Source organism: Nocardia carnea (assembly GCF_029868325.1).
Classification (GTDB): domain Bacteria; phylum Actinomycetota; class Actinomycetes; order Mycobacteriales; family Mycobacteriaceae; genus Nocardia; species Nocardia carnea_C.
In genome coordinates, this window is sequence record NZ_JARWNW010000289.1 from 1 (window position 1) to 25,934 (window position 25,934).

18 protein-coding genes and 1 tRNA gene are annotated in these 25,934 nt (G+C 67.7%); 9 read left to right on the top strand and 10 right to left on the bottom strand.

Annotation, left to right across the window (positions count from 1 at the left end; translation table 11 throughout):
• The first annotated feature begins 174 nt into the window (after nucleotides 1-174).
• Entirely contained in the window at nucleotides 175-486 is a 312-nt protein-coding gene (locus QH196_RS27655) for a hypothetical protein (protein WP_280418773.1), read from the top strand.
• Nucleotides 487-513: 27 nt separating this feature from the next.
• Here the strand turns inward: QH196_RS27655 and QH196_RS27660 are convergent, their stop codons facing one another.
• The gene (locus tag QH196_RS27660; RefSeq protein WP_280418774.1) at nucleotides 514-2,631 is read right to left on the bottom strand and encodes an acyltransferase family protein; all 2,118 of its coding nucleotides are present in this window, start codon (nucleotides 2,629-2,631) and stop codon (nucleotides 514-516) included.
• 322 nt (nucleotides 2,632-2,953) lie between these two features.
• On the opposite strand from QH196_RS27660, the gene QH196_RS27665 reads away from it, so the two are divergent.
• Nucleotides 2,954-3,259 carry an excalibur calcium-binding domain-containing protein gene (locus QH196_RS27665; RefSeq protein ID WP_280418775.1) on the top strand — a complete coding sequence of 102 codons (306 nt, stop codon included), beginning with the start codon at nucleotides 2,954-2,956 and terminating at the stop codon, nucleotides 3,257-3,259.
• Nucleotides 3,260-3,328: 69 nt separating this feature from the next.
• Here QH196_RS27665 and QH196_RS27670 read toward each other — a convergent pair whose 3' ends face one another.
• Nucleotides 3,329-3,550 (bottom strand): DUF3618 domain-containing protein, encoded by a 222-nt coding sequence (locus QH196_RS27670; RefSeq protein WP_280418776.1) that lies wholly within the window; start codon nucleotides 3,548-3,550, stop codon nucleotides 3,329-3,331.
• A gap of 263 nt (nucleotides 3,551-3,813) precedes the next feature.
• Here QH196_RS27670 and bcp point away from each other — a divergent pair, with 263 nt between their 5' ends.
• A complete protein-coding gene (gene bcp, locus QH196_RS27675; protein ID WP_280418777.1) occupies nucleotides 3,814-4,287 on the top strand; it encodes a thioredoxin-dependent thiol peroxidase in 474 nt (157 codons plus the stop codon).
• Nucleotides 4,288-4,335: 48 nt separating this feature from the next.
• Here the strand turns inward: bcp and QH196_RS27680 are convergent, their stop codons facing one another.
• Nucleotides 4,336-5,118, bottom strand: coding sequence for a TetR/AcrR family transcriptional regulator (locus QH196_RS27680; RefSeq protein ID WP_280418778.1), 783 nt, complete (start codon nucleotides 5,116-5,118; stop codon nucleotides 4,336-4,338).
• 205 nt (nucleotides 5,119-5,323) lie between these two features.
• Here QH196_RS27680 and QH196_RS27685 point away from each other — a divergent pair, with 205 nt between their 5' ends.
• The 3 genes from QH196_RS27685 to QH196_RS27695 all read left to right on the top strand — a co-directional run bounded on the left by QH196_RS27685 (nucleotide 5,324) and on the right by QH196_RS27695 (nucleotide 7,922).
• Complete coding sequence (locus QH196_RS27685; protein WP_280418779.1) at nucleotides 5,324-6,271, top strand: ATP-binding cassette domain-containing protein; 948 nt, start codon at nucleotides 5,324-5,326, stop codon at nucleotides 6,269-6,271.
• Between the two features lie 73 nt (nucleotides 6,272-6,344).
• Nucleotides 6,345-7,073 carry an ABC transporter permease gene (locus QH196_RS27690; protein ID WP_280418793.1) on the top strand — a complete coding sequence of 243 codons (729 nt, stop codon included), beginning with the start codon at nucleotides 6,345-6,347 and terminating at the stop codon, nucleotides 7,071-7,073.
• 228 nt (nucleotides 7,074-7,301) lie between these two features.
• The gene (locus QH196_RS27695; protein ID WP_051715520.1) at nucleotides 7,302-7,922 is read left to right on the top strand and encodes a TetR/AcrR family transcriptional regulator; all 621 of its coding nucleotides are present in this window, start codon (nucleotides 7,302-7,304) and stop codon (nucleotides 7,920-7,922) included.
• Here QH196_RS27695 and QH196_RS27700 read toward each other — a convergent pair.
• The 3 genes from QH196_RS27700 to QH196_RS27710 all read right to left on the bottom strand — a co-directional run bounded on the left by QH196_RS27700 (nucleotide 7,874) and on the right by QH196_RS27710 (nucleotide 18,114).
• On the bottom strand, nucleotides 7,874-8,122 hold the full coding sequence (locus QH196_RS27700; RefSeq protein WP_280418780.1) for a DUF6924 domain-containing protein: 249 nt from the start codon (nucleotides 8,120-8,122) through the stop codon (nucleotides 7,874-7,876). The genes QH196_RS27695 and QH196_RS27700 overlap by 49 nt on opposite strands.
• Before the next feature lie 201 nt (nucleotides 8,123-8,323).
• On the bottom strand, nucleotides 8,324-8,761 hold the full coding sequence (acpS, locus tag QH196_RS27705; RefSeq protein WP_033246001.1) for a holo-ACP synthase AcpS: 438 nt from the start codon (nucleotides 8,759-8,761) through the stop codon (nucleotides 8,324-8,326).
• Between the two features lie 11 nt (nucleotides 8,762-8,772).
• Nucleotides 8,773-18,114 (bottom strand): fatty acid synthase subunit beta domain-containing protein, encoded by a 9,342-nt coding sequence (locus QH196_RS27710; protein WP_432279567.1) that lies wholly within the window; start codon nucleotides 18,112-18,114, stop codon nucleotides 8,773-8,775.
• A gap of 389 nt (nucleotides 18,115-18,503) precedes the next feature.
• Here QH196_RS27710 and QH196_RS27715 point away from each other — a divergent pair.
• Nucleotides 18,504-18,585: transfer RNA gene (locus tag QH196_RS27715), tRNA-Leu, on the top strand.
• 481 nt (nucleotides 18,586-19,066) lie between these two features.
• Here the strand turns inward: QH196_RS27715 and QH196_RS27720 are convergent.
• Nucleotides 19,067-19,492: a hypothetical protein gene (locus tag QH196_RS27720; RefSeq protein ID WP_280418782.1), complete on the bottom strand. Its 426-nt coding sequence runs from the start codon at nucleotides 19,490-19,492 to the stop codon at nucleotides 19,067-19,069.
• 316 nt (nucleotides 19,493-19,808) lie between these two features.
• The gene (locus QH196_RS27725) at nucleotides 19,809-20,585 is read right to left on the bottom strand and encodes an AraC family transcriptional regulator (protein WP_280418783.1); all 777 of its coding nucleotides are present in this window, start codon (nucleotides 20,583-20,585) and stop codon (nucleotides 19,809-19,811) included.
• 155 nt (nucleotides 20,586-20,740) lie between these two features.
• On the opposite strand from QH196_RS27725, the gene QH196_RS27730 reads away from it, so the two are divergent.
• Nucleotides 20,741-22,180 carry an MFS transporter gene (locus QH196_RS27730; protein ID WP_280418784.1) on the top strand — a complete coding sequence of 480 codons (1,440 nt, stop codon included), beginning with the start codon at nucleotides 20,741-20,743 and terminating at the stop codon, nucleotides 22,178-22,180.
• Here QH196_RS27730 and QH196_RS27735 read toward each other — a convergent pair.
• The gene (locus tag QH196_RS27735; RefSeq protein ID WP_280418785.1) at nucleotides 22,144-23,565 is read right to left on the bottom strand and encodes a PucR family transcriptional regulator; all 1,422 of its coding nucleotides are present in this window, start codon (nucleotides 23,563-23,565) and stop codon (nucleotides 22,144-22,146) included. The two genes, QH196_RS27730 and QH196_RS27735, sit on opposite strands and share 37 nt — an antisense overlap.
• On the opposite strand from QH196_RS27735, the gene QH196_RS27740 reads away from it, so the two are divergent.
• On the top strand, nucleotides 23,549-24,802 hold the full coding sequence (locus QH196_RS27740) for a PucR family transcriptional regulator (protein WP_280418786.1): 1,254 nt from the start codon (nucleotides 23,549-23,551) through the stop codon (nucleotides 24,800-24,802). The genes QH196_RS27735 and QH196_RS27740 overlap by 17 nt on opposite strands.
• Before the next feature lie 56 nt (nucleotides 24,803-24,858).
• Here the strand turns inward: QH196_RS27740 and QH196_RS27745 are convergent, their stop codons facing one another.
• The gene (locus tag QH196_RS27745) at nucleotides 24,859-25,788 is read right to left on the bottom strand and encodes an alpha/beta fold hydrolase (RefSeq protein WP_280418787.1); all 930 of its coding nucleotides are present in this window, start codon (nucleotides 25,786-25,788) and stop codon (nucleotides 24,859-24,861) included.
• Nucleotides 25,789-25,934: the final 146 nt, after the last annotated feature.

The window sequence follows — 25,934 nt, forward strand, 5'->3', positions numbered from 1 at the left end:
GATTTGTGTGGGGCCACTGGGGGGCCCAAGGGCCGCTACCCAGTGCCGGCGTGGGGGCCCGGGGGAACCCCCAAATGGGGGGGGGGGGGGGGGGGGGTGTTAAACCCGGCCCCCGCGCAGTGCTGTCCGACGCGGGGCCCCGCAGTGCTGTCCGGGGCCCATTTACACTTGTGTATGGCCGATTACGCGCATTCCCCGGCCGCGGAGGCCGGCCGGGCCGCCAAAGCGCGGCAGCTGGCCGGATATCTGTGGGACCGGGAGATCACCGGTTCCGAACTACTCGAACTACCCGACCCGGTGCGGCGCAAGCTGGCGCGCGCGGCGGGGGTCAATCCGCCCAGCACCGCGGAGACCTGGCGGTCGGTGGCCGGGCTGCTGGACGAGAAAGCCGCCTGGGCCGAACGTAATCCCGGTCACCCGGCGGCGCGACGGCCGCATCGTGATGAGAAGCTGCTGTGGGTCAAGCCCCCGATAACCCCGTGGTGAGGGGCTTATCGGGGGCTTGCGCGTTGCTCACCACCAGCCGGTGGCGATACCTATCTGCCGTTCCAGTTCCGGGGCGAGCGTGCGCGCATAGCTGGCGCTGAGGTGGTGCTCGTCGTGGTACACCAGCACATTGCCTTCGACTACCCGGCAGATCTCCGGTCCACATACCGAATCGGTGAGATCCAGCAGGCGCATATTCGGGAACGCCGCCGCGTGGATCAGGGCCGGATTCACCGGTGCCAGCGCCGCCGTACGCGGCATACCGCAGGTCGCGCTGTCCCCGCCCGCGGCCAGGCAGTCCACGGCGCTGTAGCGCACACCGGTCGGGCTGCGCAGCCAAGGCGTGTCGCGGATGGCCAGCACGTTCAGATTGCGTTCGGCCAGCGCCGCCCACACATCGAGGTATTCGGCGGGGACCGCGTCGCCACCGCTGGGCCAGATCGGGGCCGTGGCGGTGGTGAACACCCAGTCCGGCGGATCGGCGGCCAGAATGTCTACCACCGCACGGGACCAGTCGCGGCAATCGGAGATATCGAGGCCCCGATACTGGGCGTCGTCGCGGATATTGAGCGAGCAGCCCATCTTCAGGTACACGACGACTTTGATGTCGTGGACTTTGGCCAGTGCGTCCATGGCGGGCATCCAGTGCTCGGCATGGGAATTACCGACCATGGCGATGGTGCGTGAACCGTTGGGATCCCCGTAGGTGCAGGTCGTGACTTCCTTGTTGAACCAGTCGGAGATACAGCCGTCGCGGGTAGGGGCCGGAAGGTCGTTGGAGGCTTCCAGAATCGAAGGCCGCAGCTTCGCCACCGGCACCTCGGCACCGGCGAACAAGGCCTCGGCACCCGGATACTCGTTCACCGGCAGCGCCTCGACCGGCTGCGACGGCGTACGGGCGACCACGACCTGCCAGGACACGCAGACGCCCAGGACCAGCACCCCGACCAGGCTCACCGCGACCCCCGGAACACGGCGCCGCCAGACCGGAGTCGTCACAGTTTCGCCCGAGCGCACCCGTAGTGGTTCCTCGATGAACTTGTTGGTGAGCACGGCGAGAATCAGCGAGGCCCCGATGACCAGCAGTCCGCCGTCCAGGCCCGCATGTGGTTTCCCGGTCTGCACCAGGTAGTAGATGAGTAGTGGCCAGTGCCAGAGATACAGCGAATACGCGATGGCGCCGAGTTCGACCATCGGCCGGGTCGCGAGCAACCGGCTGACGATCGGTTGCTGCCCGCTCTCCGTGCGGATCCCGGCGATGATCAACGCGACCGCGGCGCCGACCGGGAACAATGCGGCCGGTCCCGGGAACTGCCGGGCGCCGTCGAACAGCAGGCCGCATACCAGTACGGCGACGAGGCCGCCGACCGCGAGCAGGGCCGCCAGCCACCGCCCGATCCGGCCGGCCCCGAGCCGCAGCCACGGTAGCGCGGCGGCCAGCAGGGCACCGGACAGCAATTCCCAGGCACGGGCGGCGCTGTCGTAATAGGTCCATTCCTGCGAGACCGTCATCCAGACGGTGGCGTAGACGAACGAGGCGGCACCCAGCAGCACCGACAGCGCCACGATCGCGGGCCGCACCGCGCCGGGCGAGCCGAAGCGGCGGCACACCCACGCGACCAGCCCCAGCAGCACGACGATGGCCACATAGAACTGTCCCTGGACCGCCATCGACCACAGATGCTGCAGCGGGCTCACCGAGGGATCGGCGGCCAGATAACTCTCCGCGGCCTGCGCGAGGTACCAGTTCTGGTAGTAGAGGGCCGAGGCCATCGTCTGGCCCGACATATCGCCCCAGATCGAGTACGGCTTGGTGGCAACGGTGACGACGGCCACCACGGCGAGCACGACCATGAGGGCGGGCAGCAGCCGCCGTGCCGTACGCGTGGCGACCTGCCGCGCATCCACCTGTCCGGTGCGTTCCACCCGTCGCAGCAACATCCCGGTGAAGAAGAACCCGGACAGCACCAGGAAGATATCGACGCCGCCGGAAACCTTGCCGTACCAGACGTGGAAGGCGACTACCAGGGCGATCGCGATACCGCGGAGACCGTCGAGGTCGAGCCGGTAATCGGCCGAACGGGCGGGGGTGCCGGGCTGCGCTGCCGGAGATGGCTCGGCTGCGTCACGGTCTTTGATTCGCAACAACTTGCTCTCTCCGACCTATCGACTTCTCCGCCGGGCCCTGTGGGGATCGATTGACAGCAGCGAAGAACGAGCCTCGGACATAGCATGCATCCCTATCACAATGTGTGGTCTCCGGCGAATTCCGCCGCTGTTCGGGCAGGCTTCGCGACCGCGGCGCACCTCGTCGCGGCAACCGGGGAGTACCCAGCCGCGGCCGCATTTTCTCCGTGTCTTATCCAGGCCATACGAGTTGACAATCGAGGCGGGTCTCACAACAGTGGTAGCCGCGCGTTCTCCGTTCGGACGCATGATTCACCCCCCAGCAGACATAGAGGAATTCATGAACGTACGCCAGCTCTATGTCAGCGCCGCCGCCGCGGGGCTGACTCTTCTGGCCGCTCCCGCCGCCAGCGCTCAGATCCAGATTCCGCTGCCTTCCCTGGCCGGTACCGGTTCCTCGGCCGCCGACGCGGTTCTCGGCGCCACCGGTTCGGCGCAGCTGGCGCAGACCGGTTCCGCCGGTGGCGCCTTCAAGAACTGTGACGAAGCGCGCGCCGCGGGTCGGGCGCCGATCTTCCGCGGTGAGCCCGGGTTCGGCCCGCACCTGGATCCGGACGGCGACGGGTTCGCTTGCCCCACCGTCTGATTCGTTCTCACTGCGCACAAACGCCCGGTGACGGAGTTTTCCGTCACCGGGCGTTGTCGTCTGCGGTGTTCAGCGCAGGATCTTGAACAGCACCGCACCCGCGAGCAGCACGCCCGCACCGATCAGGCTGTACTTCACCTTGGGCTCGTTCATTTTGGCCAGCGCCAGCTGTTTGGTGCCCTCGGCGATCCGCTGCGGATCGGCCCGCACCGCGATCTCGTCCAGGGTGCCGGCCAGCCGCTCCCGCGCGGCCTCGATCTCCTGCTCGATCCGCTCGGTATCCTTTGCCACCTTCACGCCTCCTGTACCTGGTCTGCCGCATCCACCGGCGGCCGATGATCACCCCTGGGTCGCGGTTGTCACCGCGGCGCGCCAGGGTTCGGGCACGAGTGTATCCGGGGTCACCGCGGCCGCTGTTAGCTCGACCCCGGCGCGGCAGGTCGCCGTCGGCCACTGCACCGTCCGCCCGGCTACCGATGTTTCCGTGCACCATGACCGCGGGACGCTCGCCGAGTCCGGCTCCGTGAGTCATAGGGTTCGGTTACGGTGCGAGTGTGACCGACAACCATCGACTCTCCCCGGGCGATCCGGCACCCGATTTCACCCTCGCCGATGCGGACGGCAACGAGGTTTCGCTGGCCGACTACCGCGGCCGCAAGGTCGTGGTGTACTTCTACCCCGCGGCAAGCACCCCCGGCTGTACCAAGCAGGCATGCGATTTCCGGGACAACCTGGGTGAACTGAACGAAGCGGGCCTGGCGGTGATCGGGATCTCCCCTGATAAACCGGCCAAACTCGCCAAATTCCGGGATGCCGAGCAGCTCAACTTCCCGCTGCTGTCCGATCCCGAACGCAAGGTCCTCACCGAATGGGGCGCGTTCGGCGAGAAAACCATGTACGGCAAGAAGGTGACCGGCGTCATCCGGTCGACCTTCCTCGTCGATGCCGAAGGCAAAATCGAAGTGGCCCAGTACAACGTGCGTGCTACGGGACACGTCGCCAAACTGCGCCGCGATCTCTCCGTGTAATCACGAGTCCCGGCAGTATCGGTGGTCGCCCGGGCCGGGACCGGGCGATCAGTCGTAGGACTCGATCAAGCGCTCGTAGCCGTCGAGCAATAACCCCAGACTCCGTTCGAAGAACAGGTCCTCCCAGCTTCCGTCCTCCTGCTCGAATGCCTGGGCGCGCATCGCCGCCGTGACGGCGGGGAAGCGTTCGGGGTCGATCACGCGTTCGAGGATGTCCCAATCGCCGTCGGATTCGGGGTTGGCCGGGTCGATTTCGGTGACAAGGCGGGCCCGTCCGATCACGAACAGTGTCAGGTTCACCACCAGCTGCATTTTGATGGGTTCCGGCACGCGGGTCTGTGCGAGTGCAGAAAGGCCTGCCTCCAGCCAAGCCATGTTGTTGGGCCCCAGCGGAGGTGCGGTCATTCGCACACTGAGCCAGCCCGCATGCTTGGCGATCAAGCGGTACTCCGCCCACGCCCACTCGTGCAGCACCGCGCGCCACGGGGTGCCCGGCGGGGTTTCCGGCGGCTTTCCCAGTACCCGGTCCAGCGCGAGCTCCACCAGGGTGGACTTGCTGTCGACATAGCGGTACAGCGACATCGCGGTGAAACCGAGGCGCTCGGCGACCTTGTTCATCGACAGCGCGGCGAACCCCTCCTCGTCGGCGAGTTCGATCGCGGTGTCCACGATCTGTTCCAGGCTCAGCCCGCGCCGGGGTCCGCGGGTTCCCGCCGGCGCGAGACCCCACATGAGCTCGATCGATTTCGGTAGCGGGCGTTCGGCGCCCGCCGCGGCCGCTGTCCCTTCGGGGGCGGCCGTGGCCGGTCCGTTGTCCGCTGCGCTCGGCATCGATCTGGGTTCCTTCCGTCGGTTTCCGAGACCGGGTCCTCGGTGGCCGCCAGTCGGGACGGCGGCCTGGCCTCTTGCGTCTCCCCTTCCTATACCACCGCATTCCTCGCCGTCCTTGCGCCCCGCTCCAAACTGTGTACTCTCTAATCAGAATATATGCCATATACAGTTTATTCGGCACGCAGTTATTCGAACGGAGCCCATCATGACCGCCCCACCTGCCATTTCCCTCGCCGGACTCGGTAAATCCTTCGGCGACCACCGGGTCCTCGCCGGTATCGACCTCGATATCGCGCCCGGATCGGTGTTCTCCCTCCTCGGCCCCAACGGCGCCGGGAAAACCACGATGGTGCGCATCCTGGCGACCCTGACCAGTCCGGACAGCGGAACTGCCCGGGTCGCCGGATACGACGTAGCGCACGAGCCGGATCAGGTCCGCGCGTCCATCGGAGTAACCGGCCAATACGCTGCACTGGACAAAGTCCTCACCGGTACCGAGAACCTGCACATGGTCGGCCGGCTACTGCATCTGGGCCGGTCGGAAGTCCGCCGGCGCACCACCGAGCTCGTGGAACGCTTCGATCTCGTCGCGGCCGCCGGACGCCCCGCGAGCACCTACTCCGGCGGTATGCGCCGCCGCCTCGACCTCGCCATGAGCCTGATGGGCCGGCCGGAGGTGGTCTTCCTCGACGAACCCACCACGGGGCTGGACCCGCGTAGCCGCCGCGAACTCTGGCAGGTCATCAGAGAACTGGTCGACGACGGCGTAACGGTTTTCCTCACCACCCAGTACCTGGAGGAAGCCGATCAACTGGCCGACCGGATCGCGGTCCTGTACGACGGCCGCATCGTCGCGGACGGGACCCCGGCCGAACTCAAACAACTCACCCCCGGCGGCCATATCCTGTTCCACTTCGCCGACAGTGCGAACCTGGCCGCCGCGGCGCGCGTGACCGGTTTCCCGGAAACCGATCGGGACGAACTCACCCTGCAGGTTCCGTCCGACGGGCAGGTCACCCATCTCAAACATCTGCTGGACGAGTTCGCCGCCTTCGATATCACCGTCGAGCGGCTCAGCGTGCACACCCCGGATCTCGACGATGTCTTCTTCGCACTGACCAGCCGTCCCGCCGAAGCCGTACCGGCCGCATAGCGACCCCGCGCCCCACTCACAGAAAGCCACTCGCGTGACCACCCTCACCTACGCCGCACAGGACGCGGCAACCATGACGGCCCGCAATCTCCGTCACACCGTGCGCAGTCCCGATGCGCTGATCAGCACCCTTGCACTACCGATCATGATCCTGCTCATGTTCGTCTACGTCTTCGGCGGGGCCATGGATGTCGGCGGCACCTTCGTCGATTACGTGGTGCCCGGGATCGTGCTGATGTGCGCCTGTTTCGGCGCCTCGACCACGGCGATCAGTGTTTCGGTCGATATCGCCGAAGGTATCGTCGACCGCTTCCGCACCATGGCGATCAGCCGGTCCTCGTTCCTCACCGGGCACATCACCGAAAGCCTGCTGCGCAATATCCTGGCCACCGCGGTGGTGGTGATCGTCGCATTGGCGATCGGTTTCCGGCCCACCGCCGATCCGCTGCGCTGGCTCGCCGCCGCGGCACTGCTGGCGCTGGTGGTGGTGGCGCTCTCCTGGATGTCGGCGTGCTTCGGCTTGCTCGCCAGTAGTCCGGAGGCTGCCAACGGATTCACCATCTTCGCGATGTTCATTCCCTATGTCAGCAGCGCGTTCGTTCCGCCGGAGACCATGCCGGACTGGCTGCGCGGTTTCGCCGAACACCAGCCGGTGACACCGGTGATCGAAACCCTGCGTGGCCTGCTGGTCGGGACCCCGATCGGCGACAGCGCAGTACTCGCGGTCGTCTGGTGGGGCGCCATCGCCGTTGTGTGCTACGGCACGGCCCTGGTTCTGTTCCACCGCAAGACCCGGAACTGAGCCGGACTCCCCGCCGATCCGGCGTCCGCGGAGCGTGTTGCGGACCCCGGATCGGCAGTGTCCGGGTGGTGAGACATGACAGACTCGCCGTCACATTCCGTACTCTCCCACCACCACCTTCGACCTACCGCTAGCCTGGGACATGTGAACGTACGTACGGAGGCCACGGTGAAACGGCGTCCGGACCCTGCGCTGGAATTGGAACTGCAGGACGATCCGCAGGAACTCATGCCGCGGCGGCGTCCGACCCAGGAGCGCAGTAAACGGAAGTTCGACGCGCTGCTGCAGGCGTCGCGGGAACTTCTGGTCGAGGTGGGTTTCGAATCGTTCACCTGTGAAGAGGTCGCGGCTCGCGCGGAAGTTCCGATCGGCACCCTCTACCAGTTCTTCGCCAACAAGTACGTCATCGTTTGCGAACTGAACAGGCAGGACCTGGTCGCGGTATCGCAGGAGCTGGCCGATTTCCACGGCGAGATCCCGTCGCTGGACTGGTTGCGGCATATGAACCAGTTCGTCGACCATCTGGCGAACCTGTGGATGACCGACCCGTCCCGCCGCGAGGTCTGGCTGGCCATGCAGTCCACCCCCTCCACGCGAGCCACCGGCGCCATCCACGAAAAGGAATTCGCCGAGGTCGTCTCGCAGATGCTGCGCCCGCTCACCCCGCGCACCCCCCGCGCCCGGCGCACCATGATGGCCGAGGTGCTGGTGCACGTGGTGTATTCGATGATGAATTTCTCGGTGCAGGACGAACAGAGCCACGCCGACGCGGTCGCCGAACTCAAACGCCTGATGGTCGCCTATCTGCTGGTCGCGGAAAAAGAATCCCGCACCGCCAGCCAGCGCTGAACCGCCCGCCGGCCGCGTTCACCGATCGAAACCGCGGAAACGCCGTCGTCGTCGACGCCGTCCGCGTAGTCCTCGAAGTCCATACTGCCGAGCAAGAAGTTGACCTCGACCTCGGCCATAGCGACCGAAGCTATCCGGAACACCGGCTCGCCGTCCCCTCCGGTATCGACTGCCGGCAACGGGTGCTCGGGGTCGGTCATCGCGGTGGTGTCGGGGATGCGAGGGCTTCGGCCCACGCGTCTTCGTCGGTGAAATCCGTACGCACCAGCAACGATTCGCCGTCGGGCAGAGTCCGTGCCATATGCCTGATTCTGCACTACGGCAGCCGAGTCCGGACACCAGGACCAGCGGCATACCGAAAGGCCCGGAGCGGGCGCTGCGGGCCTTTCGATGTTTCTTGCTCAGTTCTCCGGCGAGCGTCCTTCGATCAGGTCGGCCAGTTCACCCGGATCTTCCAGTACCACCATGGCGGCCGCGGTATCGCCGTCGTGGGTGAGCGATAGGTGCACCCGCACCCGCGGCAGGAATTCCGCGGCCAGGCCGTGCAGTTTGATGCTCGGCCGGCCCCAGGCGTCGTTCACCACCTCGATCAGCGGATACGGGTTGTCCCCGATCTGCGGGCGGCGGGCGAAGCGGGAGGAGGCCCAGGCTTTGAGCACGGCCTCCTTCGCCGCCCACCGCGCCGCATAACTGCGGGCCGGGTCGGTGGCCTTGCTCTGGCAGTAACGCCGCTCACCGGCGGTGAAACTTTCCCGGAGCATGGTGGTTCCGGCCCGTTCCAGTTGTTCGGTGAACTCGGAGATGGTTACCAAGTCCAAGCCGATTCCGAGGATCGTCACAGTGGCGCAGCCTACGGGGTACCGGCCGCGGCGGCATCGGTATCGCCGCCGACGAATCGGCCGGTCTCGCAGCCGGCGCCGTCGACCTGGTAGATCCCGTCACCGAGCCGGGCGGTCTCCGACAGCAGCATCTCGGCTTCCAGGCCGCGGACCTGCGCCGCCGGGGTGCCGTCACCACCGAACCGCCGGTCGGCCGGCCGCTCGTAGAGCGCGGCCCCGCCGCACATCGCCTCGACGATGCGCTGGCGGCCCGCCAGCTGCCGTTCCTGCGCCCGGCGCTGGTACTCGTCGCGCCGGGCCGGTTCGATCGCCTGGACGAACGCCTGCGGATGCACCACCGCGAGCAGGCCGGAGACATGCCCGAAGCCGAGCGAGGTCACCAGGCCGGCCTTGAGCGGGAACCGGTCACCGAACCGCAGCGCCTCGCGCAACCACACCAGATGCGAGTATTCGCGCATCTTGTCGTCCACACAATCGAGGCTGCGGTTGGGCGGCACCACACCGTTTTCCAGCACCTGGCACAGGCCGATGAGCTGGAAGGCGGCCGCACCGCCCTTGGCGTGCCCGGTGAGGCTCTTCTGCGAGACCACGAACAGCGGGGCACCGTCGGAACGGCCGATCGCCGCGGCCAGCCGCTCGTGCAGTTCGGATTCGTTGGGATCGTTGGCCGCGGTGGAGGTGTCGTGCTTGGAGATCACCGCGATATCGTCCGGGCCGACACCGAGTTTGCGCAGCTCCGCGGCGAAACGCGATTCCCGCCCGCCCCGGCCCGCACCGAGCGCGCCGAGCCCGGGCGCCGGGATGGAGGTGTGCACACCGTCGGCGAACGACTGCGCGTAGGCCACCACACCGAGAACCGGCAGTCCCATCTCGAGCGCGATATCGCCGCGGGCCAGCAGCACGGTGCCACCGCCCTGCGATTCCACGAACCCGCCGCGGCGGCGGTCGTTGGCGCGGGAGAAGTACCGGTCGCTGATCCCCTTGGCGCTCATGGCCGCCGAATCCGCGGTCGCGGACATATCGCCGAATCCGACGATGCCCTCGATACCGAGATCGTCGAAACCACCGGCGACCACCACCTCGGCCTTACCGAGCTTGATCTTGTCGACGCCCTCTTCGACCGATACCGCGGCCGTGGCACACGCGGCCACCGGATGCACCATGGCGCCGTAACTGCCCACATAGGACTGCACCACATGTGCCAGCGCCACGTTCGGCAGCGCTTCCTGCAGGATATCGTTCGGCCGCGGTTCCCCGAGCAGGTTGTCGACGTAGAGCGAGCGCATCGAGGACATACCGCCCATACCGGTGCCCTGGGTGTTGGCCACCAGGCTCGGATGCACCCAGCTCATCAGTTCGGACGGATCGAACCCGGACCCCACGAACGCGTCGACGGTGCAGGCGATATTCCACAGCGCGACCCGGTCGATCGAGGACGCCATATCGGCGGAGATACCCCACACCGTGGGATCCCAGCCGGTCGGGATCTGGCCGCCCACGGTGCGCGAGAGTTTCGCCCGGCGCGGCACCCGGATCTCGGTGCCGGCCTTACGGGTCACCGTCCAGTCACCGGAGTCGGCGATCGGGGTGATCACCGTATGCTCCGGCGCGGCCGCGTGAAATGCCCGCGCCTCCGCCTCGCTGCCCACGGTGAACGCCAGGTCCTGGTCGAGGAACACCGAGGTCATCAGCGGGCTGCTGTTGTCGACCATGGCGGCGTCGTCCTCGTACCGCCGGATCCCGCAGCGCTCGACGACGGCGTCGTGATAACGCTCGGCCAGTTCGGCTTCCGGTACGTAATCACCGGATTCCGTGTCGTACCAGCCCGGTTTCGGCTCGTTCTCCCAGGCCACCATGCCGGTGGTCCAGGCCAGCTCCAGAACGCCGGCCGCCGACAGTTCGTCGGAGACCTCCATCTCGAAACGGGTGCGCGCGGAACCGTAGGGGCCGAGCTCACCGGCGCCGACGATCACGACCATATCGCTGAGATCGGCGGTCACCGTGCCCCATTCGGGGACCGGCAGGGCCGAGGTCAGGGTCGGCGGAGCGGGCAGCGCGGAGATCCGCGGGGCGTCCGATTCCTCGGTCACCTCGGCGGCCTCGGCCTCCGCGGCCTCCTGCGCCTGCCGCGCCAATTCGGGCAGATCGAGCTTCGCCTCGGCCAGCCCGCCGGTGAGGTCGACCTGCTGCGGACCCGATTCGGACACCGAACGTGCCTGCGCGGTGGCCCATTTCAGCAATTCGCCGGCGATCTCGCCGGTCGACCAGGTCTGCACACCGGCCTGTTCCACGGCCTCGACCATGGGGTCGTTATGACCCATCAGCCCGGTACCGCGGACCCAGCCGATCAGCGCGTGCACCAGGGTGACCCGCGCCGCCCACGTCTTCTCGGCCCGCCATTTGGCGACCACGGCATCGAGTGCGGCCTTGGCCTCACCGTAGGCACCGTCGCCACCGAACAGGCCGCGGTTGGGCGAACCGGGCAGAACCACATGCAGTTTCGCGTCGACATCGTGATCGGCGCCCAGCTTGGACAGTCCACCGATCAGCCGCTCGACCGACCACAGCAGCACCCGCATCTCCATTTCGGCGCGCGCGCCGGCATCGGAGAGGTCACCGGCCACCCGCGGCGCCGCGAACGGCAGCAGCAGGGTCGGGGTGAACGCATCCTTGGTCTTGATCTTCGCGCCACCGGCATTGTCGACCTGTTCGGTGCCGACCCATTCGATGAGTGCGTCGATATCGGTGTAGGAGGCCATATTCGCCGGGACCACCCACAGTGCGGCGCCCTGGCGGGCGTTCGCACGGTAGAGGTCGCGGTAGAAGCCGAGGCGGTGGTCGTCGAGACGGGAGGTCGTGACGATCACGGTCGCGCCGCCGCCGAGCAGGCACCCGGCCACCGCCGCGGCGATGGACCCCTTGCTGGCGCCGGTGACCACGGCGATCTCGCCGGTCCATTCGCCCGCGCCGGCCTCGTCCCGGGCCGCGGTGGCGATCCGCTCGTAGTGCCCGGCCAGTACCGAACGGGCCTCGTGCACGGCCCGCTGCCGCCACCAGTCGGCCTGCGCGGCAACGGCTTCACCGGCGCCGAGGAATCCGTCCACCGGCTGCTGTGCGGTATCCGCGTCGTCTCCCAGCCACAACCGGGCCAGGTCCTCGCGGGCCGTGGCCCACCGGTCGTCGATGAGCACCGCCTTGCGGGCGTCGAATGCCGGGGCGACCAGTCGCGGCCAGTCCGACCCCAGTTCCGCCGAGACCAGATCGACCAGTCCGTCGTCGGTGGTTTCCACCGCGGAGACCTGCTCGTTCAGGCCGAGCTGCTCCAGCACCAGGCGTGCGGCCGAGGCCAGCACACCGTCCTTACCGGTGATCTGTTCGGTGAACTCACCGAGGGCAGCGGCGTCCACGGTGCCGCCGGCGGACCCGCCGGCCGCGGGCAACGCGACCGAGACCCCGCGGCGTGCCGCTACGGTCTGTACGGCAGCGTCGATGGCAGCGTCCACGGACGCACCGTCGGTGAGCGCCCCGGACACGAGTCCGCCCAGGTCACCGCCGCGCACGCTGGCGCCTTCGCGGGTGCCCAGCGAGACCTCGGCGGTGATATGGCTGGCCCAGCCGTCACCGAGCTCCCAGACCTTCGTCACCCGTTCGGCGATCGCGGCCGGACGTTTACCGGACGGCCCGAACACCTTGCGGAGGTGATCGTTGATGGCATCGCTGAGCACCGAGCCGAACGGCTTGTAGGTGCGGGCGAGCCGTTCGACGGTCGCGGAGAGCGCACCCATATCGGCGTCGGCGGCACCGTCGATGGCGCCGAGCGACAGCTCGGAGCCGAGGTCGACCAGCAGCTGGTTACGACGCGAAGACACGCCGTCGCACAGACCCTCGATGGTGTCGACGGGGCCGATCTGGTCGAGGCGGAGTTTGGTCCACAGGGCGATCAGCACCCTGGTCGCATCCGCCGCGGTGAAGGCGATATCGTCCGGCCGCGGACCGCCGGTGGCCGCCGGCGCGGGGGCGGCCGGCGCGGCGGCCGGGGCGGCAGCCGCGGCGGGCGCCTCGGCGACCTCCTCGACCGGCTCCTCCACGGGCGCCGGATCGGTATCGGTCGAGTACACGACCGCCGCCTCCCGCTCGATATTGAGGACTTCCACCGTGGCGGTGGTGAAATCGGGCAGTTTCAGCGTCTGGCTCGCCAAGTTGGCCACGGTCGGGGTGGCACCCAGGCCGACCTCCACGAACCGTTCCACACCGAGTTCGCCGAACAGCAGATCCTGGGTTTCGATCCACCGCACCGGGCTGGCGAACTGCCAGGCCAGCAGTTCGATCAACACCACGCGGCACAGTTCGCTGGGCCGCTGCGACCAGGAGTCGAAGTCCGCGAGCACCGCGGCCAGCGGCTCCGACGGCACCAGATCGGCGATCTCGGCGACGAACTCACGCTCCAGCGAGAACGGCCGGGGCACCAGGTTCGGGATATACCGCCCGACCAGGACCTCCGGATGCAGTTCGGCCGGCAGCAGCTGTTCGAGTTTGCCGCGGAATTCCGGCACACCCTTGCGCAGCACGGTCGAGTGGAACGGCACATCGATACCGGGAACCAGGATGAACGCGCGTTTACCGCCGAATTCGTCGCGACGCCGCTCGATCTCGGCTTCCAGCGCATCCAGACCGGCCACGGTGCCCGCGATGGCGTACTGCGAACCGCGCAGGTTCAGGTTCACCACCTCGAGGAATTCCCCGGCGGCCGCACCGACACCGGCGACGAAATCGATCACCTCGTCGTCGGGCAGGCCAATCTGCGAGGGCCGGATGGCCGCCATCCGGTAGTCGCTGCGGCCCTGCGCATCCCGCGGCACCAGCTCGTGCATGGCCGAACCGCGCTGGAACACGACCTCGAGCACCGCCTCCAGCGGCAGCACTCCCGCGACCGCGGCCAGCGCGTTGTACTCACCGACCGAATGCCCGGCCAGCAGCGAACCCTCCACGAACGCACCGGCTTCCCGCAGCTCCGCGACCTGCGCGACACCGAGGGTGGCCATCGCGACCTGGGTGAACTGGGTCAGGTGCAGCACACCGTCCGGGTGGCGGTGTTCGACGCCGCGCGCCTTCAGATAGGTCGGGTTGTCGCGGACCACCGCCAGGATGGAGAAGCCGAGCGCTTCCCGGGTGTGCTTGTCCGCGCGATCCCAGATCGCCTTGGCGGCCTTGGACCGGGTTCGGGCGTCCAGGCCCATCCCCTTGCGCTGGATGCCCTGGCCGGGGAACGCGTACACGGTCTTGGGCGCGGCGGTGCGTCCGGTCGCGGTCATCACCAGATCCCCGCCGGCGCGGCAGGACACCTCGATGATCTCCGCACCGGCGTCTACGGCGACCCGCTCGACCCGCACGTCGATCTCGGCGCCCGGCCGCACCATTCCGAGGAACCTGGTGGTCCACGCGGTGAGCGTGCGCGCCGGTACCGCGGCCTGCGGATCCACCGCCGATACCGCGTGCTGGGCGGCGGCCGACAGCCACATACCGTGCACGATCGGGCTGCCCAGACCGGCCAGTTTCGCGGCCGCGTCGCTGGTGTGGATCGGGTTGTGATCGCCGGAGACCGCGGCGAACGCGGCCATACTGCGCGGCGCGACCATGGTCACGTCCCGGCGGCGGCGCCGCGGGGTCTCGCCGGCTTCGGCGCTCACGGTGCCCGCGGCCCGCGGCGGATCGGTCAGCTCGCCCGCACCGCTGCGGCCGCGGATGGCGAACCGTTCGGCGAGCCGGGCCAGCGGCACGACATCCAGGCCCTGGTCCCGCATCTCGCCGACGGTGACATTCACCTCGACCACGCGGCCGAGGTCGGTATCGACAACGGTCCCGGATTCCGCCCGGACCACGAGAATGCTGGTGACATCGGGAAGTTCGCGCAGCAGTTCGACCTGATGGTCCAGATGCACCAGGTCCAGCATGCCTTCGATCACGCTGGTATCGGATTCGGTACGGGCCGCGCCCAGTACCGCGAATACCGCCGGCCAGCACGCGCCGACCAGAACGTCGGGCACGGTACGGCCCAGGGTGCTCAGGTTCGCCGGCAACCCGGCCCCGGTGACTCCGGCGTGATCGGCGATCAGGTCCGGCGTCCAGGCCAGGTTGACGTGCGCGATATTGCCCTTCACCTCGGGCAGCGTCTGCCCGGCGGCGACGGCCAGCAGGGCCGACATGGCGGCGTCGGCGTCGGCTTCGGACACCACCGGCGACCCGCCGTTGTACACCGTTACCGGCACGGTGATCCGGATCCGGACACTGTGGCCGGCGGCGAGCGGAACGGACAGTTCCACATACGAATGTTCGGCCTCGGGCCCCTCGGTCTCCACCAGCGTGGCACCGGTCGGCGGATGCACCGCGCCCTTCTCGTCCACGGTCCACTCGTGCAGATCGCCCAGCCGGTGCACCGGGTTCACCGTCGCCCGGCCCGACCAGTGCATATCGGGTGCCGCGAGCACCACATCGATGGGTCCGCTGGTCACCGCGGCGACCCGGCGCGCGTCGACGGCCGCCGGGACGACACCGTCGCGGACCAGCGCGTAGGCGGCGTCCTGCTCGAACCGGTCCAGCAGTTCACCGACCGGCTCGTCGACCCGGGTGATCCCGGCCACCGCGACGGTGCCGGGGATAACGCACACCTGATCGGCCGAGTACCGCGGATCATGGGCCTGCCACAGCGAATCCGACCGCCACCAGCGCCGCACGTCCTGGTCCACCACGGGGACGAAGTTCACCGGTTTACCGGGCGTCTTGCACAGCGCGATGAAGAACGGCACATCGGCCGGATGCAGCAGCGTCTGCGCGGACGCCGGATACTGCTCCGCCAGCCGGGCGAGCGCGGCGGCCGGGTTCTCCAGATCCTCGTCACGGAACAGGGAGTCGATCTCCCCGCGATCGGCCGGTGCCAGCCGGGCCTCGGCCCGCTGCAGCATCTCGGCGAACCGGTCGCGCCAGCTGATATCCAGCCACACCGAGCGGGTGGAAGCGGTGATCGCGTCCCCGAGATCGCTTCCGCAATCGAAATCCGCGCGGCATTCCTGGCCCACCGCCAGCTCCACATACCGCTCGAGCCAGGCGAGGTAGGTCATGGCCGCCACATCACCGAAATACGGTTTCGCGGTCGCGTCCAGGGCGGCGATGATCTCCGCGCGCCGCTGCGCCACCGCGTCCGCGTCACCGGCGACCTCGTCGAGCAACCGGCCGGTCCGCGAGGCGGCGTTGTCGATCTCGTGGATATCCGCGCCGAGCTGGCTGCGTCCCGAAGCCATACCGCCACTGGCGGTTCCGGCGCCGACCCAGTCCGGGGTCCCGGGGGTGTCCACCAGCAGCTGCTTCACCTCGGGCGCGGTGGTCGCCTCGAGGGTCGCCATGGCCGCGGTGCCCACCAGCACACCGTCCAGCGGCATCGCCGGATAGCCGTGCGCCGCCGACCAGGCGCCGGTCAGATACTCGGTGGCCCGCTCCGGGGTCCCGATACCGCCGCCGACGCAGACCACGACATTCTCGTGTGCCCGCAGTTCGGCATAGGTTTCGAGCAGGAGATCGTCGAGATCCTCCCAGGAGTGGTGCCCACCGGCCTTACCACCCTCGATATGCATGATCACCGGGTAGGCGGGCACCTCGGCCGCGATCCGCAGTACCGCGCGGATCTGCGCGACGGTGCCCGGTTTGAACGCGACGTGGCCGATACCGACCTCGGTCAGTTCTTCGATCAGCGCGACGGCTTCCTCGAGCTCCGGGATACCGGCGGTGACGATCACACCGTCGAACGGAGCGCCCGCCGCGCGTGCCTTCTGAACCAGCCGTTTACCGCCCAGCTGCAGTTTCCACAGGTACGGGTCCAGGAACAGCGAATTGAACTGCACCTGTCGCCCCGGGTGCAGCAGCTCCTTCAGCTCTTCGACACGGTCGGCGAAGATCTGCTCGGTCACCTGACCGCCACCGGCCAGTTCGGCCCAGTGCCCGGCATTGGCGGCCGCCGCGACGATCTTCGCGTCCACCGTGGTCGGGGTCATCCCGGCCAGCAGGATCGGCGAGCGTCCGGTGAGCCGGGTGAATGCGGTCTCCACCACGATCCGCCCGTTCGGCAGCCGCACCGGCTTCGGCGCGAAGGCGGTCCACGGCTGCGCCACCTCCGGCGTCGCGCCCGGGGTGAGCAGGTTGCGCTGTCCGGCGCGGGTCGCCACCGCGACCATGCCGACACCACTGCCCTTGAGCGCACTACCGCTGACCCGCGACAGCAGATCGCCGGGCCCGAGGTCCAGGATCCACTCCGCGCCCGCGTCCACCATCTCGTCGACCGTCGCGACCCAGTCGACCGGTTCCACCAGGATGTCGCGCGCCATCTGCCCGGCGAGCTCGGTATCGAGCCCGCACTGCGCGGCCCAGCCGGCGACCAGCTCGACGGTATCGCCCAGAGCCGGATGGTGGAACGCCACATCCACTTCCAGGTCCTCGAACACCGGCGCGAACACCGCGCCACCGCGCTGTTTCGCGGCCCGCTCACGATCCTGTTCGGCATTCAACTGCGCGCACCGCTGCCGCACCCGCTGCAGCGCTTCCGGGGTCCCCGAGAGCACCACCCGGCGCCGGCCGTTGCGGATCGACAGCACCGCCGCGGACAGCGGGTCCGCGCCCTCGAACACCTCGTCGAGAACGCCCCGCAGCTCGTCGGGGTCGATATTGGATACCGCGACCATCGAGGAGCGCTCACCCACCGGCATGAGCCCGCGCCGGCGCGCGACAAGTCCCGCCGCGGCACCGACGAGCTGGCCGATGGCCAGCATTTCCGCGTCGCGCTGACCGCAGGTCTTGACCGCGGTCGCGGCCAGCAGGCCCTGGGAATGGCCCACGATCGAGACCGGCGCGAACTCCGCCGGGTCCAGCCCTTGTAACCGGAGGGCGCGCAGTGCGGCGAGCTGGGTGAGCAGCACGCCCGGCATGGACACCGCCGCCGAACGCAGCACCCGCTCCGACGGCGCGTCCGAGGTCTCGGCCTCATCGTCGGCGAGATCGTCCTCCAGCATCCAGGCCACCGGGTCGAAACCGACCGGGCGCACCGTGAGCAGCTGATCGGCGACCGGCTCCAGCAGCGCGGCGGCCTCGTTGACCAGCGCGGTCAGGTCCGGCTCCAGCGCCGCGTCGCGGGCGATTTCGGACAGCTCTCCCAGCCAGCTGGCCCCTTGCCCGCCGAAGGCCAGGGCGTAGGGGGTGCCTGCGCGCAACTGGTCCAGCAGCGGCGTGCGATTCGTCTCGGAGACAGTCCGGCCCGCGGTCGCGTTCACCCGATATCCGGAACCGGACGCGGTGCTCTCGTTAATCGTCAAGACGCTTCGACTTTCTCTCGGTGGCGACAGGTCTGCGGAGACTTCCCCGGCTCCCCGGCCGCGCGCGGGAATCCCACGCTCGACGGCCTGATATCAGCGAGGATTCCACAAAATCATGAGGGAACCCTCACGTTTGCCACCCCGCGCGTCCCTTACCCATCGGTATTCATGCACATCCGTACCAGAATGCCCCGAAACATGATCCTCCCTCATGTTTGAACCCGCAGGTGAGGGCGCGTCCTTACCGCGGCGAAACATGAGCACCCCTCATATTGGCGGTTATCTAATCGTTATAATCGCAGGTGGGGTTACCGGTCAGTACAAAACCCCGGCCCACGTCTTCGCGATCACGCTGCGGCCCGGTAGAGTTTGGACGGTCGTACCATCACGCGCGAGTGGCGGAATTGGCAGACGCGCCAGATTTAGGTTCTGGTGTCCACGGACGTGGGGGTTCAAGTCCCCCCTCGCGCACAAGCTGCCCAGCAAATTTGCTGGGTTTGCGTGCCGTGTATTCGAGCGCACTCGAACACACGAAGGTTACCCGGTAAAATGCGCACCCACCTGCAAGAACTCTTGGCAGATCCGCCAGGATCGACCGTCCCCCACCGGGCCGGGGCCGTCCACGCGGCACGATCGGAGGCGACGGTGATCCCTCACTGATTCCCCCGCAGGCGCCCATGGAACAGCTGATTCGCGGCCCACTGCCGAAGGCGCCGGGGCTCTACTTACGGATCCAGCTGCGGCCACCACGCCTGATAAAGGCGCCTGTACCCTCGGCCCGTTGCCAGTGGATGCGCTGCCACATCCGCCGACGAAGCAGCGGATGGCAATCAGTGACCATCACCTCACGCCGCTACCCCGGCGAGATCGGCAGCCGCCTGCATATAGTCAGGATTTCCCGCGCAGAGTAATGCGTCCGCTCGGTCCACCGGAGACTCGACCGGTGCCGGGGTCAGGCCCCTTTGCCGTAGCGCACCCGCAGCACGAAACCATAGATCAAGGTACCGCCGCCGGCGACGGCAAGGGGTGCAGCCCAGTACATATTGCTCTGGTCGCTTTCCTGTTCCGCTTTGACGTCGTCGTAGGAAAGCTCGGTCCTCGACTCGCCCTTGATCTCTACGCAGGTGTCGCCGCGCTCCATTTTGGTGCTGTTGCAGGTGGGCCCTGCCTCGGGGTCGGCCGTGTAACCGACCATGAAAAAGATTCCGCCGAGGAGGAGCGCAACGCCGCCCAGCGGGCGAAGCCACGAACCGCGAGATGCCAGCTTTCTTGCCTTCTCGGCCTGATCCGGCCCTGTACTGCCCTGGTTCGGCCCTGCCGCATTGCCCGGGTCCGGGCGCAGCCACGCGGCATCGTTGGGTGGCTGAATGTAGTTCACGGTGTCCCCCACTTCCCCTGCTGATATGTCGCCTGCTCGATATCGAGGGTCAGCCTATGAAACCCCAAGGGGGCCGGCAAATTCGAAGTTGTTCAGAGGCGGGTTCTCGCCCCTGCAACCCACGCTACTTCCACCGTGCGCCACCGCAAACCAGCGCTTGATCCTCTCGATCAACATCACCTACCGTTCGATGTGATCGAACACACCGAATCGGTAAATCTGCCGCACTGAGGGGTACAAGTCCCCCTCGCGCACAAGCTGCCCAGCAAATTTGCTGGGGTCTGCGATCCGTACATTCGAGCCCGCTCGAACACGTTCACCATTCGATTTCGGTGCCCGCGTGGAGGTAGCGCCCGGGCGTGGTACCGACGGTGCGGCGGAACGCTGCGAGGAACGCGCTGGCACTCGTGTATCCGACGGCATGCGCGGCCTGGGACACCGTGCAGCCCTCGGCGAGGAACGGCAGGGCGGCGCGCAGCCGCATATGGGTGCGCCAACGGTCGAAGCTCATCCCTGTGTCCCGAACGAAGAGCCTGGTCAGAGTCCGTCGGCTCACTCCGATGGATTGTGCGTGGGCGTCGAGGCTGCGGGAATCCGCGGGGTCGGCGAGCAAGGTGTCGGCCACGGCGCGTACCCGTTCGTCGATGGGCTCCGGCACGTCGATCGGCAGCGCCGGTACGGGGTGCAGTAGATCCAGCACCACTGCTTCGGCGCGCAGTCGCGCGTCCGCGGCGAGGTCCCGGCGGGTCAAATGGGTGATCAGCTGGGCCAGCAGGGTATCGACGCCGACCGCGGTGGGCTCGGCCCAGTCCAGTGCGCATCGCGCCGGGTCGAGGTAGAGGCTGCACAGCACCGCGTCACGGGTGGCGCCGGTCCGGTGCACTACTCCCGCCGGCAGCCACAGCGCCCGGGTCGGCGGCAGCACCCAGTACGCATCGCCGACGGCAACGCCGAGCACCCCGCGACGCGTCCACGCCAGCTGATGGTGGGTGTGACTGTGGGCGGCGATCCACTCTCCGGATGTCAGCTGGAATTGCCCGACGATGATCACTCCCCCGCCGGGCGGGTCGAAGGAATGGGCGGAGTCCAGCATGACGACAGCTTATGTCCTCAACGCGATACTGTTCGGCCTCGCCGCGTATTGTGGCCAGCACCTGCCGGCACATAGCGTCGAGGAGTGCTGAAAAACCTTTCTTGTCACCATATTTGGTGCATATCTGCGAAGTCTGGGCATCGGCTGTGCCGTCGGTGACCGCTTCCACCGGCCCCGGGCGACGCCGCGCGGCGCTCGTAGTGCTGTGTTTCGTACAGTTCATGCTGGTCCTGGACGACACCGTGGTCAGCGTTGCCCTCCCCAGCATCCGCGACGAGCTGGGCTTCAGCGGCCCGGGGCTGGTCTGGGTGGTCAACGCCTATTTCCTCGCGTTCGGTGGATTGCTGTTACCGGCCGGGCGCGCGGCCGACCTGTTGGGTCGCCGCCGCGTCTTCCTTCTCGGGGTGGCGCTGTTCGGTGCCGCCAGTCTGGCGTGCGGGCTCGCCCAGCAGCCATGGCAACTCGTGCTCGGACGGTTCGTTCAGGGAGCGGGGGCGGCCATGGCAAGTCCCGCCGCACTGTCGTTGATCACCCTGTTGTTCCCCGGTGCCACGGAACGTACGCGGGCACTGGGTATTTGGGGCGGTCTCGCCGCTCTGGGCGGCACTTCGGGATTGGTGATCTCCGGCCTGCTGACCGACCTTGCTTCTTGGCGTTCGATCTTCCTCATCAACCTGCCGGTCGCGGCGGTGGCCCTCGTGCTGCTGCCGCGCCTGACCCCGGAAAGCCGCGCGCGCCACCGGACAGCTCTGGATATCCCCGGGGCCGTTCTGGGCACCGGCGCCGTTGTGTCCCTGGTCTTCGGACTACTGCATGCCGGTGAAACGAACTGGACAGACCCCACCGTCGTCGCTGCCCTGTTGACGGCTGTCGTTTTGACCGCCGCTTTCCTGGCGGTGGAATCGAAAGTAGCTCAGCCGTTGGTACCGAAGGCGTTCCTCGCCGACCGGACGCGTTCGGTCGCCAACGCGGCAACCCTGCTGTTCTCGGTGGCCTTTTTCGCCATGGCTTTCCTGCTGATGATCCACTTGCAGACGGTCCTCGGATACAGCCCGTTGCAGGCCGGTCTCGCTTATCTGCCCTACGGCGCCGGAATCCTCGCGGGAATGCAGCTGTGCCCGCATATGAGCACGCGGCTCGGAATGCGGTGGGCGCTGACCCTGTCCTTCCTGATCAGTTCGGCCGGGCTGTTGATGCTGTCCGGTGTGGCGGCGGGCGATCCGTACGCCACGGGCGTGCTACCGGGCCTGCTCGTCACCAGTCTGGGATGCGGGCTGACCTTGCCACTGCTGGCGGCGGCCGCGGTCACCGGCACCACATCGGAGAACGCCGGACTGGGCTCGGCGTTGTTCAGCTCCGTGCAACAGATCGGTGGCGCCATCGGGGTGGCGGTACTGGTCACTGTGGCCGAACGGCACAGTGGTACCACAGCCGGACCTGTTCGGTCACAGGGCTTTTCCTTCGCGCTCACGATCGCCGCCGCCATTCTCTTCCTCGGCGCCGTCCTCATCGCCACGCTGCTCCGAACCCACCGTTCGACGGCACCCTCCACCGCCACTCACACCGATCGGATACCGGCAGCAGGCCAGGACTGACCGTCGGCCGGACCGCGCCAGCGCAGCACCTCTAGCGCTACCGCGACCCGCACGGGGTCTTCGGCCAGCGGCCGGGGCAATAGCTCGTCGGCTCGGCCGAGCCTGCGCAGCAGCGTGTTCCTATGGGTATGGAGACGCACCGCCGCGCGCGCGGCATTGCACTGTTCCTCGACGAACACCAGCACGGACTCGCGCAGGTCCTCGCCGGCGGTGGCGAGTTCGCCGAGAGTGCTGTTTACGAAACGATCCACCCGCTCGGCGTTCTCGATCACCAGAGAAACAAGTTCGATCGCCGCGAAACTCGCCACCCGTCGGGCGGACCCCAACCGGGCCAGAGTGTGTTGCGCGATGAGCGCCTCCCGATGACTGTCACGGAAGCCTGCGACACCGCAGGCCGGAGAGCCGTATGCGACCCGCGCTCCGGGGCTCTCCTCCAGCGCGGAATGCAGTTCGGAGCCGTCGAAGTCGGCGGCGCCGGGCACCCACACCCATGTGGTGGTCGCGTCGGCCCGCACACTGAACACACGGGACGCCCCACTCACGCGGGCCATCGCGGCGAGGATACGCCGCAGTGCCGCAGGATCGGCCTCGTGAGCGACGCTGTGCCAGACAATGGCAGCGGTGTGCCGCTGATGCAGGTGGTAGCCGAGACGCTCGCCCGCTCGGCTCACCGCCTGTGTATCACCGTCCAGGACGCGTGTCACCAGTTCGCGACGTTCGACATCGGAATCTTCGGCAAGTTCGGCTACCTCCGCGGCGATCACCTTCAGCAGCGCATCGACTATGCCGTCGATGAACCGCGCGATCGATACCGCCGTCACATCCAGCACTTCCTGCAGCTCCGCCGGATCGGAGGTCAGCGTGAATACGATCTTCATCCAGCGCTGCCAGGCCACATTTTGCCCCGCACGATATGTTGCCAGCGCGGTTTCGCTGAGCCCGCGCCGGACCGCGGCGCGGGTGATGGCGAGCTGCTCCGGCCCCACAATGATCGGCACCGGAGCGCCGGGATCCTGAATATTCGCGCCGGCCCACTGCAAGACATTGGCGCGGTTGACATGCTGCGCGGCGGCCGAGAGCAGCGGATCGTCCGAAATCGCGCGCATACCTTCGGCAGATGAAGTGGCCTCGTACAAGGTGTCCAACCAATCCGAAGGCACATTCATCGCGATCTCCGCGCCTTGGCGTATCAGTTCCCGCGCGCGTGCCGAAGGCTGCTCCGAACCCGCGCCGCCCACCGTTTCCACTGGTGCAGTGTGCACCACCCGATACCGATCCTGGTGCGGATCGACCTTGGCGGGCTGCCCACGGGCGACAACGATCGAAGGTCGTAGTCCGGAGTTCCACTGCAGCAAGGGATTGGCGCCTGTGTCGACGATATCCACACCCGTACCGCGGCACGCGGTAGCCTTACCCGGTTTGATCGCCTCCGGCCACCATGCCTCGGCCCATCCGAAAGATGGGTCCACCATTTCCCGGCAGATGGTCGACCGTTTCGCCCGCAACATGGTGCCGCACGGCCCACTGCCCGGGAACACACTCGATGGTGACGTCACCAGAATCACCGGTGTCTGCCTCGAGCTGGCCGCCGCCATGCTCGACGGCGCCGGCACCCACGACAAGTCGGAGCGGCGACTACGGGAGGCGGCGGCGGAATGGGCCCGCGAGGGTATCCCCGTCGAAACCATCCATCACGCAGTGCACGAAGGCCTGAAGATGGTCTGCGACCAGATCAGCTCGGACGCGACGGGCGGCGAACGCGGCTGCATGGTCGAAATCGCCCGGCGGCTGCTGGACATCGGCGACCTGATCACCTCCACTGTCGCGCTGTCCTACCTGGATGAATTGCGAAGGATCACCGACCAGCACGACAGCGCGGTGCGCACGCTCGCCTCGGCACTACTCGGCGGATACAGCACCTCGGCGATGGCGCGGGGATCGGGGATCTCGATCGCGCAGGCCTACCACGTCTGCGCGCTGTCCATCCCACTACACCGGGACGAATACGATCCAGCATTCGACAGCTCGGTGGTCGCCCGTCGAAAACTGGGCCGGGTCCAGGCCGAGATCACCACTCGCTGCGGCAACGACACCTTGACTCTGCTCGGTGCCGGCGGCGGTACGGTGCTCATTCCGGACTATCGGTTCACCGATGAGAACGCCGCGGAATTGGTCGAACACTTGTCCGACGCGGCTCGGGTGCCGATCCGGATGACTCAGCTACACACCTCCACGGGCGCAATCGCGCGCGCTGTCGATCAGGCACACGAGCTGCTCGATATCGTGCACCGCCTCGAACTGGGTGCGGGACTCTACCGTTTCGAGGACCTCGCCCTCGAATACCAGCTGACCCGCCCGGGCCCGGCCCGCGAACATCTCGGCGCGGTACTCGACCCACTCGACGACAGCCCCGAACTTCTGAAAACTTTGCGCCTGCACATCAGCAACAACCACAACCGCCGACGGACCGCACGGCACCTCCATGTGCACGCCAACACCGTCGATTACCGATTGAAGCGCATAGGCCAGCTCACCGGGTTCGACCCCGGCGAGGTGAAAGGCCTGTGGTATCTCCGGTCGGCCCTGGTGGCCCGTAGCTATCGACGGATCTGCGAAAGGTGATATCCAGCCTGCTGAACCGCCCGGCAGAGCATCTTGTCACTACGGTGGCCCGGGGGCTAATGCAGGTTGTGGGCGGGGGCATCCGGCCGGCCGCTCTCATTCAGGGAACCCCACTGGGCAAGAGCTGTGCGCAGGGTCGCAACGAGTGGGAGTGGCTGATCCATCATCGGGTGATGGCCCGCGGCGGCCAAATCGACGACCGTCGCGGGATGTCCGAACAATCCCGCGATTTCCTGAGCCCGCTCAGAGGTCACCAACCCGAACTCGCAACGGATGTAGAGCACGGGAGCCTCCACCGTCTTCAGTGAGCTGAGAGGTGGGATACGCCCGTGTTCGAGGCGTTTGCGCAGCATCTCGGGGTCGAACTTCCAGACCCACCCCTCGGGCGTGCTCCGCACCGATTCGCCGGCCACATGCCGCGCCACGTACGGGAGCAGAACCGCCTGTTCGGGCACCGTACGGAATCGTTCGCAGATTTCGTCCTTGGTCGGGTAGGTCTTCGGTTTGCGACGGAGCTGGCCTACGAGAGCATCCCGGGGCGGCTCGCTGATCGGTGAATCGATGATCACGAGGCCGGCGACCGATTTCCGATGCCGTGCCCCCACCACGGCTGTCACCCGGCCGCCCATACTGTGCCCGACGATATACGGCCGTCCGGCGATACCCCCGGCCTCGGCCGCCGCCATCACCTCGTCGGCCCAGCCTTCGATCGGGTAGCCGGCGCGCACGCCGCTGTCACCGTGGCCGGACAGATCCAGCGCCACCACACGATGCGTGGTCGCCAGAAACGGAGCGATATGGTCCCACCAGCCCGAATGCGCCGATCCGCCGTGCACCAGAACCACCCCGGGGGTTCCCGCCCGACCCCAGCAGCGCAGATGAATCGCTGCCCCGCCGACCTCGACCTCACGATGCTCGGGCAACTCCGCGATGGCCGCGGTGAACCATCCCGGAGCCGCAACCACCTGCTCCGTCGTCACAGCCATCGTCCTCTCCTTCGTCGCAGACCAACCCCACGGACCATATCGCTGCCGGCTGCACCCCGATCGCCGGCGCCGGTGCGGGAACCCGGCGTCTGCAGCGGCAGGACGTCGACAGGCCGGCCGGCGGCGTCGGTAGTATCGGAGCTACG

Bases quoted from the DNA above. Each gene is read 5' to 3' on its own strand.
- QH196_RS27680 (WP_280418778.1), bottom strand. From the start codon at position 5,118: ATGCCGAGCGCAGCGGACAACGGACCGGCCACGGCCGCCCCCGAAGGG.
- QH196_RS27745 (WP_280418787.1), bottom strand. From the start codon at position 25,788: ATGGCTGTGACGACGGAGCAGGTGGTTGCGGCTCCGGGATGGTTCACC.
- QH196_RS27690 (WP_280418793.1), top strand. From the start codon at position 6,345: ATGACGGCCCGCAATCTCCGTCACACCGTGCGCAGTCCCGATGCGCTG.
- QH196_RS27700 (WP_280418780.1), bottom strand. From the start codon at position 8,122: ATGACCGACCCCGAGCACCCGTTGCCGGCAGTCGATACCGGAGGGGAC.
- QH196_RS27685 (WP_280418779.1), top strand. From the start codon at position 5,324: ATGACCGCCCCACCTGCCATTTCCCTCGCCGGACTCGGTAAATCCTTC.
- QH196_RS27725 (WP_280418783.1), bottom strand. From the start codon at position 20,585: ATGCTGGACTCCGCCCATTCCTTCGACCCGCCCGGCGGGGGAGTGATC.
- QH196_RS27655 (WP_280418773.1), top strand. From the start codon at position 175: ATGGCCGATTACGCGCATTCCCCGGCCGCGGAGGCCGGCCGGGCCGCC.
- QH196_RS27665 (WP_280418775.1), top strand. From the start codon at position 2,954: ATGAACGTACGCCAGCTCTATGTCAGCGCCGCCGCCGCGGGGCTGACT.
- QH196_RS27695 (WP_051715520.1), top strand. From the start codon at position 7,302: ATGCCGCGGCGGCGTCCGACCCAGGAGCGCAGTAAACGGAAGTTCGAC.